General features: G+C 54.6%; 1 protein-coding gene. It reads left to right on the forward strand.

What is annotated here, in order from left to right; genetic code table 11:
• On the forward strand, window positions 1–229 hold a 229-nt coding region (locus tag LD028_RS18275; RefSeq protein WP_275949123.1), incomplete at both ends, for a Glu/Leu/Phe/Val dehydrogenase dimerization domain-containing protein.

Consider the following 229-nt stretch of genomic DNA (forward strand, 5'->3'; position numbering starts at 1 on the left):
TACTTAGGAACGATTAAGTTCCTTGGTTTTGAGCAGATCTTCAAAAATGCTCTGACTGGCATGCCGATCGGTGGCGCGAAGGGTGGGTCGGACTTTGATCCCCATGACGCGTCCGAGGATGAGGTCATGCGATTCTGCCAGTCCTTCATGACCGAGCTCTACCGTCACCTTGGTGAACACACCGACGTGCCAGCTGGTGATATCGGCGTTGGCAGCCGTGAGATCGGAT

The organism is Anoxybacillus sp. LAT27, assembly GCF_022030075.1.
Classification (GTDB): Bacteria; Bacillota; Bacilli; order Bacillales; family Anoxybacillaceae; genus Anoxybacillus; species Anoxybacillus kestanbolensis.